The following is a 595-nucleotide window of genomic DNA, read 5'->3' as shown; positions in this document are numbered from 1 at the left end:
CCTCTACAACGCCGAGGTCGTGACCACCGTCACGCCGATCGAGCGCAACCGCGTGAACCTGACCTTCACCGTGACCGAGGGCGAACCCGCGCGCATCCGCGAAGTGCGTGTGGTGGGCAACAAGGCCTTCAGCGAATCGACGCTGCTGAGCCTGTTCGACCAGGACAGCGGCGGCTACCTGAGCTGGTACACCAAGTCCAACCAGTACTCGCGCGCCAAGCTCAACGCCGACCTCGAGACATTGCGCTCCTACTACCTCACGCGCGGCTATCTGGAATTCCGCATCGACTCGACGCAGGTCGCGATCTCGCCCGATCGTTCGGACCTGACCGTGACGGTGAACGTGACCGAAGGCGAGAAGCTCGTGGTGGCCGGCGTGAAGCTCGACGGCAACTACCTGGGCCGCGAGGAGGAGTTCAAGTCGCTGGTGACCATCAAGCCGGGCCAGCCGTACAACGGCGAGCAGCTGACGGACACGACGAAGGCCTTCACCGACTACTTCGGCACCTTCGGCTACGCCTTCGCGCGCGTCGAATCGCAGCCGGAGATCGACCGCACCAACAACCGCGTGACGCTCACGCTCAAGGCCGAGCCC

Annotated in this window: 1 protein-coding gene; it reads left to right on the top strand. The window is 64.5% G+C overall.

Features of this window, described 5'->3' with window-relative positions:
• Positions 1-595: POTRA domain-containing protein (locus tag K0H49_RS30815; protein ID WP_307886089.1), on the top strand; the 595-nt coding region annotated here is incomplete at both ends.

This window comes from Variovorax boronicumulans, assembly GCF_019352895.1.
Classification (GTDB): domain Bacteria; phylum Pseudomonadota; class Gammaproteobacteria; order Burkholderiales; family Burkholderiaceae_C; genus Variovorax; species Variovorax boronicumulans_A.
The sequence above is the reverse complement of the archived record's forward strand: the minus strand, read 5'-3'. Positions and strand labels throughout refer to the sequence as shown.